Annotated in this window: 6 protein-coding genes; 3 read left to right on the top strand and 3 right to left on the bottom strand. The window is 62.7% G+C overall.

Annotation, left to right across the window (positions count from 1 at the left end; genetic code table 11):
• Nucleotides 1-8,081: retention module-containing protein (locus CHB99_RS06370; protein WP_141137258.1), on the bottom strand; the 8,081-nt coding region annotated here is incomplete at its 3' end.
• A 349-nt stretch (nucleotides 8,082-8,430) separates the two neighbouring features.
• On the opposite strand from CHB99_RS06370, the gene CHB99_RS06375 reads away from it, so the two are divergent.
• The 3 genes from CHB99_RS06375 to CHB99_RS06385 are packed head-to-tail and all read left to right on the top strand — an operon-like array spanning nucleotide 8,431 to nucleotide 13,335.
• Nucleotides 8,431-9,780: a TolC family outer membrane protein gene (locus CHB99_RS06375; RefSeq protein ID WP_042120995.1), complete on the top strand. Its 1,350-nt coding sequence runs from the start codon at nucleotides 8,431-8,433 to the stop codon at nucleotides 9,778-9,780.
• Between the two features lie 35 nt (nucleotides 9,781-9,815).
• Complete coding sequence (locus tag CHB99_RS06380; RefSeq protein ID WP_042120996.1) at nucleotides 9,816-11,972, top strand: type I secretion system permease/ATPase; 2,157 nt, start codon at nucleotides 9,816-9,818, stop codon at nucleotides 11,970-11,972.
• Nucleotides 11,962-13,335, top strand: coding sequence for an HlyD family type I secretion periplasmic adaptor subunit (locus CHB99_RS06385; protein ID WP_042120997.1), 1,374 nt, complete (start codon nucleotides 11,962-11,964; stop codon nucleotides 13,333-13,335). Before CHB99_RS06380 ends, CHB99_RS06385 begins: the two co-directional genes overlap by 11 nt.
• 176 nt (nucleotides 13,336-13,511) lie before the next feature.
• Here CHB99_RS06385 and CHB99_RS06390 read toward each other — a convergent pair whose 3' ends face one another.
• Nucleotides 13,512-14,081: a xanthine phosphoribosyltransferase gene (locus CHB99_RS06390; RefSeq protein WP_042120998.1), complete on the bottom strand. Its 570-nt coding sequence runs from the start codon at nucleotides 14,079-14,081 to the stop codon at nucleotides 13,512-13,514.
• Between the two features lie 66 nt (nucleotides 14,082-14,147).
• Complete coding sequence (rep, locus tag CHB99_RS06395) at nucleotides 14,148-16,157, bottom strand: DNA helicase Rep (RefSeq protein ID WP_042120999.1); 2,010 nt, start codon at nucleotides 16,155-16,157, stop codon at nucleotides 14,148-14,150.
• Between the last annotated feature and the right edge of the window lie 189 nt (nucleotides 16,158-16,346).

Here is a 16,346-nt window from a genome sequence, read left to right on the forward strand (position 1 = left end):
GTCGAGGTATCGACGCTGTCGCTAACCGCAGTAACGGCTGGAGTGGAGCTGGTTTCCAGCTTCTCGAAGTCGCCGCCGGTGGTGCCGGTGATGGTCACGCTGACATTGTCGCCATCGACGTAAACGGTGTTTTGCGGCGCCGGGACGGTAATCGAACCTTCAGTCTGGCCTTTGCCAATGGTGATGGTTTCACCATTGCTCAAAGTGACTTTCATCTCGGTGCCGGTCGGGTTGGTGACCCGGGCGGTGTAGATGATTTCGCCGCCTTCCTGGACGTTGCCAGTGGCGGAGAGGGTCAGGCCGGTGGTGTCCAGGCGTGCTGGATCATCGGTGACAACGGTGGTTGGGGTGCCGGCGGTTTCCAGGTGCTCGTAGTTGCCACCGGTCACGCCGGTGATGCTGTTGGTCAGCGGGGTGTTGGTATTCAGCACGTTGTTCGGCGCGATGAAGTCCACCGAGGCGCTGGTGGCGTTCACCGGAATGGTGATCGACTGACCGTTGGCCAACGAAATCACCAAAGCCGTGCCGGTTACCGGAGCAGTCACCGACGCGGTGTAGGTCACTACGCCGCCCTCAACCGCACTTGGTGTGGCGGTGAGAGTCACGGTGCTGGTGTCAACCGAATCAGAAACGGCCGTAACGGCTGGCGTCGAGCTGGTTTCCAGCTTCTCAAAATCACCACCAGTGGTGCCGGTGATGGTCACGCTGACGTTGTCGCCATCAACGTAAACGGTGTTCTGCGGAGCAGGGACGGTGATTGAGCCTTCGGTCTGGCCCTTGCCGATGGTGATGGTCTCACCATTGCTCAGTGTGACCTTCATCTCGGTACCGGTCGGGTTGGTGACCCGAGCGGTGTAGATGATTTCGCCGCCTTCCTGCACGTTGCCAGTGGCTGTCAGGGTCAGGCCAGTGGTGTCCAGGCGTGCTGGATCATCGGTCACGACGGTGGTCGGAGCACCTGCGGTTTCCAGGTGTTCGTAGTTGCCACCGGTCACACCGGTGATGCTGTTGGTCAACGCGGTGTTGGTGTTCAGCACGTTGTTCGGGGCAATGAAGTCCACCGAGGCGCTGGTGGCGTTCACCGGAATGGTGATCGACTGGCCGTTGGCCAGGCTGATGACCAGTGCAGTGCCGGTAACCGGAGCAGTAACGCTGGCGGTGTAGGTGACCACGCCACCTTCGGCTGCGCTTGGTGTAGCGGTCAGGGTTACGGTGCTGGTATCGACCGAATCAGAAACGGCTGTAACGGCTGGCGTCGAGCTGGTTTCCAGCTTCTCGAAGTCACCGCCAGTGGTGCCGGTGATGGTGACGCTGACGTTGTCGCCGTCCACATACACAGTGTTCTGTGGGGCAGGGACGGTGATCGAACCTTCGGTCTGGCCCTTGCCGATAGTGATGGTCTCACCATTGCTCAGGGTGACTTTCATCTCGGTGCCGGTCGGGTTGGTAACCCGAGCGGTGTAGATGATCTCGCCGCCTTCCTGCACGTTGCCAGTGGCAGTCAGGGTCAGGCCGGTGGCGTCCAGGCGTGCTGGATCGTCGGTCACGACGGTGGTCGGAGTACCGGCGGTTTCCAGGTGCTCGTAGTTGCCGCCAGTCACACCGGTGATGCTGTTGGTCAACGCGGTGTTGGTGTTCAACACATTGTTCGGGGCAATGAAGTCCACCGAAGCGCTGGTGGCGTTCACCGGAATGGTGATCGACTGGCCATTGGCGAGGCTGATGACCAGCGCAGTGCCAGTCACTGGAGCGGTGACGCTGGCGGTATAAGTAACCACGCCGCCTTCTACTGCGCTTGGCGTAGCGGTCAGGGTTACGGTGCTGGTATCGACCGAATCAGAAACGGCCGTAACGGCTGGAGTCGAACTGGTTTCCAGCTTCTCGAAGTCACCACCAGTGGTGCCGGTGATGCTCACGCTGACATTGTCGCCATCAATGTAAACAGTGTTCTGCGGAGCAGGAACGGTAATCGAACCTTCAGTCTGGCCTTTGCCGATGGTGATGGTCTCACCATTACTCAGGGTGACCTTCATCTCGGTACCGGTCGGGTTGGTGACCCGGGCGGTGTAGATGATTTCGCCGCCTTCCTGGACGTTGCCGGTGGCGGAAAGGGTCAGGCCAGTGGTGTCCAGGCGTGCTGGATCGTCGGTGACGACGGTGGTCGGAGTACCGGCGGTGTCCAGGTGTTCGTAGTTGCCACCGGTCACACCGGTGATGCTGTTGGTCAGCGGTGTGTTGGTGTTGAGTACGTTGTTCGGTGCGATGAAGTCCACCGAAGCGCTGGTGGCGCTCACCGGGATAGTAATCGACTGGCCGTTAGCCAACGAAATAACCAGTGCGGTGCCGGTGACCGGCGCGGTGACGCTGGCGGTGTAGGTGACTACACCACCCTCAGCCGCACTTGGTGTGGCGGTGAGAGTCACGGTGCTGGTGTCGACCGAATCAGAAACGGCAGTCACTGCTGGCGTCGAGCTGGTTTCGAGCTTCTCGAAGTCGCCGCCGGTGGTGCCGGTGATGGTGACGCTGACATTGTCGCCATCAACGTAAACGGTGTTCTGTGGAGCAGGAACGGTAATCGAGCCTTCGGTCTGGCCCTTGCCGATGGTGATGGTTTCACCATTGCTGAGGGTGACTTTCATCTCGGTGCCGGTTGGGTTGGTAACCCGAGCGGTGTAGATGATTTCTCCACCTTCCTGGACGTTGCCGGTGGCGCTCAGGGTCAGGCCAGTGGTGTCCAGGCGTGCTGGATCGTCGGTCACGACGGTGGTCGGAGTACCGGCGGTGTCCAGGTGTTCGTAGTTGCCGCCGGTCACGCCGGTGATGCTGTTGGTCAACGCGGTGTTGGTGTTCAGCACGTTGTTCGGTGCAATGAAGTCGACCGAAGCGCTGGTGGCGTTGACTGGAATGGTGATCGACTGGCCGTTAGCCAGGTTGATGACCAGTGCAGTGCCGGTAACCGGAGCAGTAACGCTGGCGGTGTACGTGACCACGCCGCCTTCGGCAGCGCTTGGCGTAGCGGTCAGGGTTACGGTGCTGGTATCGACCGAATCAGAAACAGCAGTCACTGCTGGCGTCGAGTTGGTTTCCAGCTTCTCGAAGTCACCACCAGTAGTGCCGGTAATGGTCACACTGACGTTGTCGCCATCGACATACACAGTGTTCTGCGGAGCAGGGACGGTGATCGAGCCTTCGGTCTGGCCCTTGCCGATGGTGATGGTTTCACCATTGCTGAGGGTGACTTTCATCTCAGTGCCGGTCGGGTTGGTGACCCGAGCGGTGTAGATGATTTCGCCGCCTTCCTGGACGTTGCCAGTGGCGGAAAGGGTCAGGCCAGTGGCGTCCAGACGGGCTGGGTCATCGGTGACGACGGTGGTCGGGGTGCCAGCGGTTTCCAGGTGCTCGTAGTTGCCACCGGTCACGCCGGTGATGCTGTTGGTCAGCGCGGTGTTGGTATTGAGCACGTTGTTCGGCGCGATGAAATCGACCGAGGCGCTGGTGGAGTTCACCGGAATGGTGATCGACTGACCGTTGGCCAACGAAATGACCAGTGCGGTGCCGGTGACCGGAGCGGTGACGCTGGCGGTGTAAGTAACCACGCCGCCTTCTACTGCGCTTGGCGTAGCGGTCAGGGTTACGGTGCTGGTGTCGACCGAATCAGAGACGGCCGTAACGGCCGGAGTGGTGCTGGTTTCCAGCTTCTCGAAGTCACCACCAGTGGTGCCGGTGATGCTCACGCTGACGTTGTCACCGTCCACATACACAGTGTTCTGCGGAGCAGGAACGGTGATCGAGCCTTCAGTTTGTCCCTTGCCGATGGTGATGGTTTCACCATTGCTCAGGGTGACTTTCATCTCGGTGCCGGTAGGGTTGGTGACCCGAGCGGTGTAGATGATCTCGCCGCCTTCCTGCACGTTGCCGGTGGCGGAAAGAGTCAGGCCAGTGCTGTCCAGGCGCGCTGGATCGTCGGTCACGACGGTGGTCGGAGCACCGGCGGTTTCCAGGTGTTCGTAGTTGCCACCGGTCACACCGGTGATGCTGTTGGTCAGCGGTGTATTGGTGTTCAACACATTGTTCGGCGCAATGAAGTCCACCGAAGCCGAACTCTGGTTCACCGGAATGGTGATCGACTGACCATTGGCCAGTGTCACGACCAGTGCCGAACCCGTCACAGGCGCCGAAACCGACGCAGTGTAGGTCACCACGCCACCTTCAACCGCACTCGGCGTCGCAGTCAGGGTGACGGTCGAAGTATCCACCGTATCGGTCACGGCAGTGACCGCCGGCGTCGCGCTGACATCCAGCTTCTCGAAATCCCCTCCGGTCGTACCGGTCACCGTCACGCTGACAGTGCCTGCATCCACGTAGACGCTGTCTCCCGGCGCGGCGAACGTCACGCTGCCTTCAGTCTGGCCCTTGCCAATGGTGATGGTCTCGCCATTGCTCAGGGTGATCTTCATCTCGGTGCCGGCCGGATTGCTCAGGGTGGCGGTGTAGACGATGCTGCCGCCCTCGGCGACGGTGCCGTTGGCGCTCAGGGTCAGGCTGGTGGTGTCCTGATGTGCCGGATCGTCGGTGACCGCGGTGGTCACGCTGCTCTGGTCGGCAACCAGGTTTTCATAGTTGCCGCCGCTCACCCCGGTGATGCTGTTGGTCAGCGCGGCATTGGTACTCAGCACGTTGTCAGGCGCGGTGAAATCCACCGACGCAGAGCTCTGGCCAACCGGAATGACGATGCTCTGGCCGTTGTTCAGGGTCACGGTCACCGGGGTGCCGGTCACGGGGGCCGACACGGACGCGGTGTAGGTCACCACGCCACCTTCGGTCACGCTGGGCGTGGCGCTGAGGACGACGGTGGACGTGTCGGGGGTGTCGATGATCCGCGTCACGACGGCGGCATCGCTGACGTAGAGTTGTTCGAAGTTGCCGCCTTCGACGCTCACGATGGTGACGCTGACGCTTCCTGAATCCTTGTAGACGGTGTCCGCGGGCGCCGGTACGAAGACCGTGCCGCTTTGCTGTCCAGCGGGAATGATGATGACCGCGCCGTTGGACAGGGTGACGGTGACCGGGGTACCGGCCGGCGTGCCGGCGGTAGCGGTGTAGCGGATGCTGCTGCCTTCGAAGGCAGCATTGAGGCTGTCCAGGTTGATGCCGGTGACGTCGAGGGCATCGGCCACGGTGGTGACCGCCGGCGCCGGGTTGGCGACCAGGTTCTCGAAATTGCCGCCGCTGACACCGGTGATGCTGGTGCTGAGCGGCTGGGCGCCGTTGATGAAGTCGTTCGGCACGGTGAACTGCACGGTAGCGCTGGTTGCGCCTACCGGGATGGTGATGGTCTGTCCGTTGGACAGGGTCACGATGACCGGCGCACCGGTCACTGGCGAAGTGACGCTGGCGGTGTAGGTGATCTCGCCATTCTCGATCGAACTGGCGGGGGCGCTGAGAGCAACGCTGGTGGTATCGGCCGAGTCGCTGACGGTGGTGATCGCCGGGGCCGGATTCGCCACCAGGCTCTCGAAATTGCCCCCCGCGATGCCGGTGATGGTGGTGCTGATCGCTGGCGCGCCGGTATAGACGTCGTTCGGCGCGGTGAACTGCACCGAGCCGCTGGTGCTGCCCACCGCAATGGTGATGGTCTGGCCGTTGGACAGGGTCACGATCACCGGTGCGCCGGTCATGGCGGAGGTGACGCTGGCGGTGTAGGTCACCACGCCGTTTTCGCTGACGCTCGGGCTGGCGCCGAGGCTGACGGTGGTGGTGTCGATCGAGTCGGTCACGCTGGTGACGGCCGGGGCCGGGTTGGCCACCAGGTTTTCGAAGTTGCCGCCGCTGAGGCCGGTGATGCTGGCGGTGATCGGCGCGGCGCCGTTGTAGATGTCGTTCGGCGCGGTGAACTGCACGCTGCCATTGGTGGCGCCGACAGGAATGGTGATGGTCTGGCCGTTGGACAGGGTCACGATCACCGCTGTGCCGGTCACCGGCGAGGTGACGCTGGCGGTGTAGGTGACCACGCCGTTTTCGGCGACGCTGGTGCTGGCGTCGAGGTTGACGGTGGTGGTGTCGACGCTGTCGGTGACGCTGGTCACGACCGGGGTCGGATTGGCCACCAGGGTCTCGAAGTTGCCGCCGGTGACGTTGGTGATGGTGGTGCTGACCGCGTTGGCGCCGTTGTAGACGTCGTTTGGCGCGGTGAACTGCACGCTGCCGATGGTGCTGCCAACGGGAATGGTGATGGTCTGTCCGTTGGACAGGGTCACGACCACCGGTGTGCCGGTGACTGGCGAGACGACGCTGGCGGTATAGGTGATCACGCCGTTCTCGGCGACGCCGGGATTGGCTCCGAGGTTGACGGTGGTGATGTCGCTCGAATCGATGACGTTGGTGACCGCCGGGGCCGGATTGGCCTCCAGGTTCTCGAAGTTGCCGCCGCTGACGTTGGTGATGGTGGCGCTGATCGGATTGGCGCCGTTGTAGACGTCGTTCGGTGCAGTGAACTGCAGGATGCCACTGGTACTGCCGACGGGAATGGTGATGGTCTGCCCGGTGGACAGGGTCACGATCACCGGCGAGCCGGTCACTGGACTCGCAACGGTGGCGACGTAGGTGACCACACCGCCTTCGGCGACGTTGGCGGTGGCGTCGAGGTTGACGACAGTGGTGTCGGTGCGTTCGAGAATGGTGGTGAACACCGGGGTGGTATTACTGACCACCAGGTTCTCGAAGTTGCCCCCGGACAGGCCGGTAATCGACGCACTGACCGGGGCGTCCTTATAGACATCATTGGGTACTGGCGCACTCACGGAGCCATAGAAGTTGCCCAGGGGAATGGTGATGGACAGCCCATTGGACAGGGTGATGACCAGCGGGCTGCCGGTAACGGCGTGCGAGAGGCTGGCGCGATAGCCAATCGTGCCGGCTTCCCAGGCGTAGAGATCGGTAGCGAGCGTAACGGTGGTGTTGTCGATGGAATCCGTGATGGTGGTCACGGCTGGCGTCTTGTCCAGTTCCAGACGCTCGAATTCCCCAGTACCGTTCACGAAATTCAGGGTGACGCTGGTGGCCGTGGCGCCGTTGTACACGTCGTTCGAAGCCCGCACCTGCACGCTGCCGCTGGTTTCACCCGCGGCGATGGTGATTTCGGCGCCATTGGACAACGTCAGGGATATCGGCGTCAGCGGCGGATTGCTCAGGGTGGCGGTGTAGGTGATGAGGCCGCCCTCGGTCGCGCTGCTGTCGGCAGTCAGCTTGGCAAAGGTGGTATCGATGCTGTCATTGAGGTCGGCCACCCACGGCGTTTGCGACGCAACGATGGGCAAGCCGCCGGCCGTAGCGGGGCTGAAGCCAGCGATGGTGAAGGTGACCGATTGCCTGCCCGCGTAAACGTCATTCAGCGCCGAGAAGGGCACCTGCACCTGGCCGAAGAAGGAGAACGGGGGAATGACGATGGTATAGCCGTTGGACAGAGTTACCGTCACTGCCTCACTCTGCGTACGGGTGCTCAGTGTTGCGAAGACATAGCCGTCCTCGGCTTCGGAGGGAAAAGCCGAGCCTGAAAGCGACAGGAGGTTCTCGGTGATCGGTGGACCGAAAATGTCGGAGGCGGTCGTACCGGTGAATTGGCTATTGAGCGAGGCACCGAAATTCAGCCCTTCGGTTTCATACCCGATCGTGGGTGCGACAACCGCAGCCGTCGCATCCAGCATCACCACACTGTGCCCGCCACCTGGCGCGCCGCTGCCTTCGGATTGCGGGCCCGCGGCGGTCGCTTCGAGGTCTTTGGTCGGGTCGGCACCGGCGGCGATGGCCTGCTGCAGTTCCTCGACGGAAGGCGCGGCCTGGGCAGTGGCCTCCTCCAGGTCGGTGGTGGAGGTCGGTGTGTCGGCACTCCACTGGCTTTCACGACCCAGGTCGATGGTGCGGCCATCGGCGAGCTCCAGGGTGACGGCACCCGCCAGCCCCGTCAGAACCTGGTCGCCGGTGAACAGGCGATCACCTTCGATGAGTACTCGTTGAATGCCTTCCGGGGAAACGGCGACAACCTGGCCAACAACACGTTTGACGATGGCGACAACACTGCTCATGACACTCTCCGAACTATCCGTTTCATGTGGCTTCCATACGCGATTGGGCTGTGCCGCTATCTGCCTGGAATGTTTCGCAAGGCGACTGAAGTATTGATGTATGTCAATTTTGTGGCGTTTGAATATTTATTTTTCTTTTTAGTCAAACTATTGACCCGACGATTGGCATCCTAAACAATCGTCCCACTAATGTCACATTGATATTGCAATAGGTGAAGACCCTACGAACTGTGATGGTGTTCTCATTCGGAAATTTCCGACACGCGGTTTCCTGTTATAGACATTTTTTGGCGGGATGCCATGTTTTGCGCTGATGTGGGACAAGCTGTCCCTAGGGAAGAAAAACGAAATGCGTCTGTTCGCCTTCACCGCCTTGCCCCTCGTTCTGTTTGCCACCTTCAGTACCGCACAAACCCTGCCGCAAGCCATGCAACAAGCCCTCGAAGCGCACCCGGAAGTCCAGGCCGGGGTGAACGGGCGTCTGGCCGCGGACAGGCAGGTTCGGGCCGCCGAAGGCGGCTACCTGCCCAAGGTCGATGTCCTGGCCGGCTATGGCCGGGAAAGCACCGACAGCCCGAGCACCCGTGCCACCGCCGGCGATCACCGGGAGACCCTGAATCGCAGCGAGTCCAGCCTGCGCCTGCGTCAGATGGTGTTCGACGGCTTCGCCACCTCCAGTGAAGTCGGGCGTCAACAGGCCACCGCCAATGCCCGGGCGTATGCGCTGTTGGACACCAGCGAGCGCACAGCGTTGCAGACGGCGAGGGTCTACATCGACGTGCTGACCCGCCGTGAGATGGTGCGCCTGGCGGAAGACAACCTGCGCAGTCACGAGCGCATCTACGACCAGATCCAGTTGCGTACCTCCCGCGGCGTCGGTCGCCTGGCCGACATGGACCAGGCCGAGGCGCGGCTGGCCGGCGCGAAAAACAACCTGCTGACGGAACAAACCAACCTCGCCGACGCACAAACCAATTACCTGAGCGTCGTGGGGCAATTGCCCGATGAACTGAGCCCGCCGGCGCCTTTCATCGATCTGTTGCCGGCCACGCTGCAGGAAGCCCGTCTGCAGATGGTCGAGAGCAACCCGGCCCTGCGTTCGGCGGAGTCGGACATCGCCGCCGCCGACAAGCAGTACGACGCGGCCAAGTCGCGGTTCTACCCGCGCTTCGACGCCGAGCTCGAGCGCGCCGCGAACAACGACGTCGACGGTGTGAACGGACACAACAACGAGTGGCAGGCCATGTTGCGCATGAGCTTCAACCTGTACGACGGCGGCAGCGACAAGGCCGACCTGGAGTCCAAGGCCTACATGGCCAGCCAGGCGCTGGATATTCGCAACAATGCCTTGCGTCAGCTCAATGAAGAGTTAGGCTTGGCCTGGAATGCTATGCAGAACGCCGACGCGCAGGTTCCGATCGCCCAGCAATATGTCGATCACAGCAGCAAGGTCCGCACCGCCTACCAGAGCCAGTTCAGCCTGGGTGAGCGGACGCTGCTCGACCTGCTCGACAGCGAGAACGAACTGTTTACCGCGCAGCGGCGTCTGGCCGAAGTCAAAAGCGTTCAACTGTTTACCCAATACCGGATCAAGGCGACCATTGGTCAGCTGCTCAAAAGCCAGGGAGTCGTGGCGCCAATGGCAACGGTCGTGCAGAACGATCTCAAGCCCAAGGTGAACCTGCCCGGGCTCAACTGAGATCCTGTCCCTCACCTGCCAGCAAGAGAGTTCGCGTGGAATCTGAAGTCAGTCGAACCCAGCTCACCCATGATCCGCGAAGCCAGCACGACGATCCGCTGCTGGACAGCTTGCTGTCGCTTTGCGTGTTGCACCAGAAACCGGCCAGCCGGGCCATGCTCACCACTGGCCTGCCGCTGCCGGCGCAGCGCCTCAGCCCCGAGCTGCTGTCGCGTTCGGCAGCCCGGGCCGGGCTGCAGGGGCGTCTGTTGCAGCGCAAGCTGGAGCAGATTCCGGGCATCGCCATGCCGGCCATGCTCCTGCTCAAGGACGGGCGCAGTACCATCCTGCTCGGCTGGGAGAACGAGAACACGGCGCGCCTGCTGCTCAGCGAGAGCGACGGGGGTGAGGTGCATGTCAGTCGCGAGGCGCTGCAGAGCGACTACGCCGGGCGGGTGTTCTTCGCCCAGCCGCAGCACAAGTTCGACGTCAACCACGGCAACCTGATTCCGCGGGCGCGCTCCTGGTTCCGCGATACCCTCAAGCGCTCGAAGTGGCTGTACGCCGACGCGGTCGCCGCCAGCCTGATCATCAACCTGATCGCCATGGGCGCGCCGCTGTTCGTGATGAACGTCTACGACCGCGTGGTGCCGAACCAGGCCACCTCGACCCTGTGGGTGCTGGCCATCGGGATCACCGGTGCCTATGTCTTCGACCTGATCCTCAAGGGCCTGCGCAGTCTCTGCCTCGACCTCGCGGGGAAAAAGACCGACCTGATCATCTCCGCCACGCTGTTCGAGCGCATCGTCGGCATGTCGATGAAGTACCGTCCCGCGCGGGTCGGCAGCTTCGCCCAGAACATCCACGAGTTCCAGGGCCTGCGCGACTTCCTCGCCTCGCTGACCCTGACCAGCCTGATCGACCTGCCGTTCACCCTGCTGATCCTGCTGGTGATCGGCATCATCGGCGGGCACCTGGTGTGGATTCCGGTGGTGGCCTTCCCGCTCGCCCTGGGCATCGGCTACGCCCTGCAGAAACCGCTGACGGCGACCCTGGAGCGGACCATGGCCTTGGCCTCCGAGCGCCAGTCGAGCCTGATCGAAACCCTCGCCGGCCTCGACGCGGTCAAGGTCAACAACGCCGAAAGCGAACGCCAGTACATGTGGGAGCAGACCATCGGCACCCTCAGTCGCCTGGAGCTGCGGGTGAAGGTGCTGTCGGGCCTGGCGATGAACATCACCCTGCTGATCCAGCAGATGGCCGGCGTCGCCCTGATCTGCTTCGGTGTCTACCAGATCATGGACGGCAACCTCAGCATGGGCGGCCTGATCGCCTGCTACATGCTCAGCGGCCGCGCCCTCAGCCCGCTGGGCCAGCTCGCCGGGCTGCTGACCCGTTACCAGCAGGCCAAGGTGACCATGGTCTCCACCGACCAGATGATGGAACTGCCGCAGGAGCGCAACTTCGAGGAGCGCCCGCTGAGCCGCCAGGTGCTGCAGGGCGCCATCGAGTTTCGCGGTGTCGACTTCACCTATCCCAACCAGCAGAACCAGGCGCTCAAGGGCATCAACCTGAGCATTCGCCCGGGCGAGAAGGTCGGCATCATCGGCCGCAGCGGCTCAGGCAAGAGCTCGCTGGCCAAACTGGTGGTCGGCCTCTACGAAGCCGATGCCGGTTCGCTGCTGGTGGATGGCGTGGACATTCGCCAGATCGATGTCAGCGAGTTGCGTCACAACATCGGCTACGTTGCCCAGGATATCCAGTTGCTCGCCGGTACCCTGCGCGACAACCTGGTCAGCGGCGCGCGCTACGTCGAGGACGAAATGGTCCTGCAGGCCGCGGAACTGGCCGGGGTGCATGAATTCGCCCGGCTTCACCCGAAAGGCTATGAACTGCAGGTTGGCGAGCGCGGGCAGAACCTGTCCGGCGGTCAGCGGCAGAACGTCGCCCTGGCCCGGGCGCTGCTGCTCAACCCGCAGATCCTGTTGCTCGACGAGCCCACCGCGGCGATGGACAACACCGGTGAAGAGCGCCTCAAGCAGCGCCTGCAGGCGGTGATCGAGCACAAGACCATCGTCCTGGTGACCCACCGCGCCTCGCTGCTGTCGCTGGTGGACCGGTTGATCGTCGTCGATCGTGGACAGATCGTTGCGGATGGCCCGAAAGCCGCCGTCATGGATGCGCTGAAGAAGGGGCAGATCAGTGTTGCTTAAGTCAGGAGTTGGGCGTTTCAGGGATGTCCTGCGTGGTTATTTCAAGGGTTCGCCGTCGTTCGGTCAGGAGCCGCTGCCCGAGGTCAACAAGGCGCTGGTCGAGGATGCGCCACGCATCATCCGCCTGACCATCTGGGGCATCATCGCCTTCTTCGTGTTTCTCCTGCTGTGGGCCAACTTCGCCGTGCTCGATGAAGTCACCCGCGGCGACGGCAAGGCCATTCCGTCGTCGAAGCTGCAGAAGATCCAGAACCTGGAGGGCGGTATCGTTGCCCAGATCTATGCCAACGAAGGCGAGATCGTCGAAGCCGGCGCGCCGTTGCTGCGCCTGGATGACACCCGTTTCGTCTCCAACGTCGGCGAGACCGAAGCCGACCGCGTCGGCCTGGCCCTGCGGGTCGAGCGCCTGAGTGCCGAGGTCGAGGACCGGCCGCTGAATATCGACGCCGAACTGCGCAAGGCCGCACCGAGCCAGGCGGCCAGCGAGGAGTCCCTGTACCAGAGCCGTCGCCAGCAACTGCAGGATGAGATCGGCGGCCTGCAGGAGCAGTTGGTACAGCGCCAGCAGGAGCTGCGCGAGTTTTCCTCCAAGCAGGCCCAGTACCGCAACAGCCTGCAATTGCTGCGTCAGGAAATCGCCATGTCCGAGCCGCTGGTGGCTCAGGGCGCGATTTCCCAGGTCGAGGTGCTGCGCCTCAAGCGGGCCGAAGTGGAAAACCGCGGTCAGCTGGACGCCACCTCCCTGGCGATTCCCCGTGCCGAGTCGGCGATCAAGGAGGTCGAGCGCAAGGTCGACGAGACCCGCGGCAAGTTCCGCAGTGACGCGCTGACCCAGCTCAACGAGGCGCGCACCGACCTGAACAAGACCCAGGCGACCGGCAAGGCCCTGGAGGACCGTGTCAGCCGGACCCTGGTCACCTCGCCGGTACGCGGGATCGTCAAGCAGGTGCTGGTCAACACCATCGGCGGGGTGATCCAGCCGGGCAGCGACCTGGTGGAGATCGTGCCGCTGGACGACACCCTGCTGGTGGAAGCGCGCATCCGTCCGCAGGACATCGCCTTCCTGCATCCGGGGCAGCAGGCCATGGTCAAGTTCACCGCCTATGACTTCACCGTCTATGGCGGACTCAAGGCCAAGCTGGAGCAGATCGGTGCCGATACCATCACCGACGAGGAAGGCAACACCTTCTACCTGATCAAACTGCGCACCGAGCGCAGCCACCTGGGCACCGACGAGAAGCCGCTGCTGATCATTCCGGGGATGGTGGCGTCGGTGGATATCATCACCGGCAAGAAGAGCGTGCTGAGCTACCTGCTCAAGCCGATCATCCGCGCGCGGGCGGAGGCACTGCGCGAGCGTTGATCCACTGCCGGCGCGCGGTACTTCGTAGGAGCGCGGCTTGTCGGGGCGCCGAACCGCCGCGAAAGGACCGCGAAGCGGTCCCGGATACCGGTGCAAGTTGGGACCGCTTCGCGGTCCTTTCGCGGGCAAGCCACGCTCCTACGAGAGAGAAATGCCCAGTCTCGGTGCGGATGGGGTCAGAGGAAGGTGACCTGGCCACCTTCCAGCGATTTCACCCGGGCCAGCGACTCGACGCGGTAGCCCTGCGCGTCCAGTTCGGCGCGGCCGCCCTGGAACGACTTCTCGATGACGATGCCCAGGCCGGCCACGGTGGCGCCGGCCTGCTTGATGATCGAGATCAGCGCCTGCGAGGCCTTGCCGTTGGCCAGGAAATCATCGATCACCAGCACGCGGTCGCTGCTGTTGAGGTGACGCGGCGAGATGGCCACGGTGTTCTCGGTCTGCTTGGTGAAGGAGTACACCGACGCGGTCAGCAGGTTTTCCGTCAGAGTCAGGGACTGGTGCTTGCGCGCGAAAATCACCGGAACGCCCAGCTTCAGGCCGGTCATCACCGCCGGGGCGATGCCCGAGGCTTCGATGGTGACGATCTTGGTCACGCCGGAGTCGGCGAACAGGCGGGCGAACTCGTCGCCGATCAGTTGCATCAGCGCGGGATCGATCTGGTGGTTGAGAAACGCATCGACTTTCAGGACCTGATCGGAAAGCACGATGCCTTCTTCGCGAATCTTCTGGTGCAGTGCTTCCACGGGTGTTTCCTCGGATGTAAGCAAAAGGCCCCGGCATGGGCCAGGGCGATTGAAAGGGTGGATTATCTAACGTTTGAGCATGGCACGGATATCGGCAAGCGCCGTATTGCCGCGTGCGGCCTTGACCTCGACGGGGGCGTCGTCCAGCCCTTCCCAGGCCAGGTCGTCCGCCGGCAGTTCATCCAGGAAGCGGCTCGGTGAACAATCGATGATCTCGCCGTACTGCTTGCGCTTGGCGGCGAAGGTGAAGGCCAGGGTCTGGCGTGCCCGGGTAATGCCGACATACGCCAGGCGGCGCTCTTCCTCGATGGTGTCGGCTTCGATGCTGGAGCGGTGCGGGAGGATTTCCTCCTCCATGCCCATGATGAACACGTAGGGGAATTCCAGGCCCTTGGACGCATGCAGGGTCATCATCTGCACGCCCTCGGCGCCTTCTTCCTCTTCCTGCTGGCGCTCCAGCATGTCGCGCAGTACCAGCTTGCCGATGGCGTCCTCGATGGTCATGTCGCCGTCCTCGTCCTTCTCCAGCGTGCTTTTCAGCGCGTCGATGAGGAACCAGACGTTGCCCATGCGGAAGTCCGCGGCCTTGTCGCTGGAGCTGTTGCTGCGAATCCAGTTTTCGTAGTCGATGTCCATCACCATGCTGCGCAGCGCGGCGATCGGGTCTTCCAGCGCCACCTGCTCGCGGACCTTGTCCATCCAGCGCTTGAAGCGCTCCAGGCGCTCGGTGAAGCGGGTGTCCAGGTGCTCGCGCAGGCCCAGCTCCTCGCTGGCGGCGTACATCGATATCTTGCGTTCGGTGGCGTAGTTGCCGAGCTTTTCCAGGGTGGTCGAGCCGATTTCCCGGCGCGGCACGTTGATCACCCGCAGGTAGGCGTTGTCGTCGTCCGGGTTCACCAGCAGGCGGAAGTAGGCCATCAGGTCCTTCACTTCCTGGCGGCCGAAGAAGCTGTTGCCGCCGGACAGGCGATACGGCACCTGGTGGTGCTGCAGTTTCAGCTCGATCAGCTTGGCCTGGTAGTTGCCGCGGTAGAGGATGGCGAAATCGCTGTACGGGCGGTCGGTGCGCAGGTGCAGGCTGAGGATTTCCATGGCCACCCGCTCGGCTTCGGCTTCCTCGTTCTTGCAGCGGATCACGCGGATCTCGTCGCCGTGGCCCATCTCGCTCCACAGCTGCTTCTCGAAGGCATGCGGGTTGTTCGCGATCAGCACGTTGGCGCAGCGCAGGATACGGCTGGTGGAGCGGTAGTTCTGCTCCAGCATGACCACCTTCAGCGACGGATAGTCATCCTTGAGCAGCATCAGGTTTTCCGGACGCGCGCCACGCCAGGCGTAGATCGACTGGTCGTCGTCGCCGACCACGGTGAACTGGTTGCGCGTGCCGATCAGCATCTTCACCAGCAGGTACTGGCTGGCGTTGGTGTCCTGGTATTCGTCCACCAGCAGGTAGCGCACGCGGTTCTGCCACTTCTCCAGGATGTCGCGGTGTTCTTCGAACAGCTTCACCGGCAGCAGGATCAGGTCGTCGAAGTCCACCGCGTTGAACGCCTTGAGCGTGCGCTGGTAGTGCATGTAGACGATGGCGGCGGTCTGCTCCTTGGGGTTGCGCGCCTTTTCCAGGGCCTCGGGGGGCAGGATCAGGTCGTTCTTCCAGGCGCCGATCATGTTCTTGATCTCGTCGACGCCGTCGTCCCCGGAGTACTCCTTCTGCATGATGTCGGTCATCAGGGCTTTCACGTCGGTTTCGTCGAAGATCGAGAAACCGGGCTTGTAGCCCAGGCGCACGTGTTCCTTGCGGATGATGTTCAGACCGAGGTTGTGGAAGGTCGAGACCGTCAGGCCGCGGCCCTCGCCCTTGCGCAGCAGGGTGCCGACCCGCTCCTTCATCTCCCGCGCGGCCTTGTTGGTAAAGGTCATGGCCACGATGTACTGGGCCCGGATCCCGCAGTTCTGGATCAGGTGGGCGATCTTGCGGGTGATCACGCTGGTCTTGCCGGAGCCTGCGCCGGCGAGTACCAGGAGCGGGCCGCCGACATAGTTCACGGCTTCTTGCTGCCGGGGATTGAGTCGGGACATGAGGTGAACCGGGGGTGGCTGAAAAATAGCCGCGCAGTTTAACAGGGCTTGGTCTTCATGGCGCGACCGTCTGACAGTGTGACGCAGCACAATATCTAAATTTGCCGGCTCTGCTACTTTCCATCAGGATGCGCCTCCAAATGGATAGATTTTCCTTGGGCATGAGCGCTTGTTCCAAGTGAAAATCAT

Origin of the sequence: Pseudomonas japonica, from assembly GCF_900188455.1 — a bacterium.
Taxonomy (GTDB): domain Bacteria; phylum Pseudomonadota; class Gammaproteobacteria; order Pseudomonadales; family Pseudomonadaceae; genus Aquipseudomonas; species Aquipseudomonas japonica.

Excerpts from the sequence above, each read along its gene's own strand:
- CHB99_RS06375 (WP_042120995.1), top strand. The coding sequence starts at position 8,431 with ATGCGTCTGTTCGCCTTCACCGCCTTGCCCCTCGTTCTGTTTGCCACC.
- rep (WP_042120999.1), bottom strand. The coding sequence starts at position 16,157 with ATGTCCCGACTCAATCCCCGGCAGCAAGAAGCCGTGAACTATGTCGGC.